Source organism: Yersinia sp. Marseille-Q3913 (genome assembly GCF_963892745.1).
In the GTDB taxonomy this organism is placed as follows: domain Bacteria; phylum Pseudomonadota; class Gammaproteobacteria; order Enterobacterales; family Enterobacteriaceae; genus Yersinia; species Yersinia bercovieri.
The window spans coordinates 1-1,869 of the sequence record NZ_CAWQAF010000062.1 but is presented as its reverse complement, the minus strand read 5'-3'; the positions used below and the strand labels follow the sequence as shown (position 1 = coordinate 1,869).

Sequence of the window (1,869 nt, the reverse complement as noted above, 5' to 3'; positions counted from 1 at the left end):
GAATGCACACACCGCGACACGACGAAACGGCGTGGCGTCCTTGCAGCCCCGGAGGGGTTATCGCCGGGGCGGTGATGGCGCTGGCAATAGCCAGCTGCGGGGTGGAATTTGACGTTATCCATCAGACACTAGCCGAATGGCCCGAAACCTGTAGGGGTTCGGCGGAGACTGCAGGGGCGTAGCCACTGCTTGGCGGAGTGTGGCTCGACTGTTGAACGGCGTCAGCCGGTCAGCAGCCGGAGGTGGCAAGCAAGGTTTTTGGGTCTACTTTCACCAGTCGAATAATGAAACCAATCATTATAAATTCAATAAATAACAGTCAGATATAAAATTTTAGCTATTTGTTTCCATTGATATTCTGCGGTTCACTGAGTCGCTATAAGCTATCAAAAATATGCTAAGAATCAGTACGCGTAGCGCCGTTAGGCGCATTACGGCAGGCGAAGCCTGCCAGGGTTTTGCTCGGCATTTGGCAGCCCCCCCTGCCTGGTTCTTTATGCATCCGGGAGTTTTCCACTACCACCCTGAATGATAAATTGGTTACAAATGTAAACTGATGCCTGCCACGTTAAATATTCACACATTGAATCGACAATCTGCGCGGTAGTGACGGGGTCCAGTTCATTGGCCTTTCTACGCTCATTGATCAGGTTTTTATACTGTCTGAGGATGTCACGGCTTTCTGGTTTGAGTTGCATGAAATGTCCTTAGCGGCAAGGTTCTTCCTGCCGCTTTACAGTGTCAGGATGTGAAAACAAAACCATTATAAAAAGTCAGGCCGCTGGTAAACAGATCCCGCGCGTATGCTTCAAAGTCGATATAATTCTGAAGACAGTCTGGAACTTCACTGAGTAGACCAGATTCCTCCACGTATTCGCGGGCGTAGTCTTCCTCACTTCCCGCCTCCCCGATATATGCATCCTGAAATCTATCGAAATCACACTCTCCTGAGTATTCAGCCCAAGCCACAAATGCCTCGCTCCGCCCTTCTTCCCCAGCTTGTCTGAACGCTTCAATAAATGTCCAGTCAACATGGGATTCAGAAGCGTGCTTTGACGGTATTCCTTCCCAATCCTGAAACATCAACTCTGGGTCAGACTCGTCGCAGTGTATCTTGCTGCAAGCGGCGTAAAAATCCTCTTCACTGTCAAAATCAGTCAGATCCAACCACTGGCCAGCAATGCTGCCACAGTTGTATTTATGGTACGTGCCGACATAGACAGCAGGTGAAATCGTGCTCATGTAAACTCCTCCGCAGGTTGTGGGATAACAACACCGGCTTACGCCGTGCCGACACGACAGACGGGCGCAAAGTGGAGGATGCAGGGGCGCTACCGGAAGCCGCAGCGCAAGCGAAGGAGCGAAGTGGACTGGATGGCCAGCGAGTGAATATTGAACGAGCGGGCAACGGGAAGAACACTGAGTGGATGAGTGCGAACGGGTGAGGATACGGGCATAGCGAACCCTTGCTGGCGCAGCGGCCCGGCTACGTTCGGGCTACGGCGTAAGCCCCAAACGACACAAAATCTATTTAAAACCCCCGCCCATAGGGCGGTATGCCTGACTGCAAACGAGGATAGTGTCGATATTGTCACCTCGGACATGGCCGGTTCGAGGCAGGTCATGTCCGTAGCCTGGAAAATCAGTACTCACATCCCTGGATAAAGGAAACAGGCCCGCTCTAGGCAGGCCAGCCAATAACTTAAAGACACGCCAGCTGCTCGCAGTCTAGGGCATATCCATCTACATTAAACCGCGCAGGCCAATCATGCATGTTATGTAACTGACATAAACTCAGTTCCCCTGGACGATATTAAAATTGCTCATGACATTCGCTCCGGGTTATCAGACTAGGGGAACGGCCTATGC

4 protein-coding genes are annotated in these 1,869 nt (G+C 51.4%); 2 read left to right on the top strand and 2 right to left on the bottom strand.

Annotation, left to right across the window (positions count from 1 at the left end; all coding sequences use genetic code 11):
- On the top strand, positions 1-182 hold a 182-nt coding region (locus tag AACW11_RS17240), incomplete at its 5' end, for a hypothetical protein (protein WP_145560257.1).
- A gap of 312 nt (positions 183-494) precedes the next feature.
- On the opposite strand, the gene AACW11_RS17235 is transcribed toward AACW11_RS17240, so the two are convergent.
- Both AACW11_RS17235 and AACW11_RS17230 read right to left on the bottom strand, forming a co-directional pair.
- Positions 495-698, bottom strand: coding sequence for a hypothetical protein (locus tag AACW11_RS17235; RefSeq protein WP_145560260.1), 204 nt, complete (start codon positions 696-698; stop codon positions 495-497).
- Positions 699-741: 43 nt separating this feature from the next.
- Positions 742-1,242 carry an antirestriction protein ArdA gene (locus tag AACW11_RS17230; RefSeq protein WP_145496259.1) on the bottom strand — a complete coding sequence of 167 codons (501 nt, stop codon included), beginning with the start codon at positions 1,240-1,242 and terminating at the stop codon, positions 742-744.
- Between the two features lie 17 nt (positions 1,243-1,259).
- Between AACW11_RS17230 and AACW11_RS17225 the strand changes: the two genes are divergently transcribed.
- Positions 1,260-1,445, top strand: coding sequence for a hypothetical protein (locus AACW11_RS17225; protein ID WP_186369361.1), 186 nt, complete (start codon positions 1,260-1,262; stop codon positions 1,443-1,445).
- Positions 1,446-1,869 lie beyond the last annotated feature (424 nt).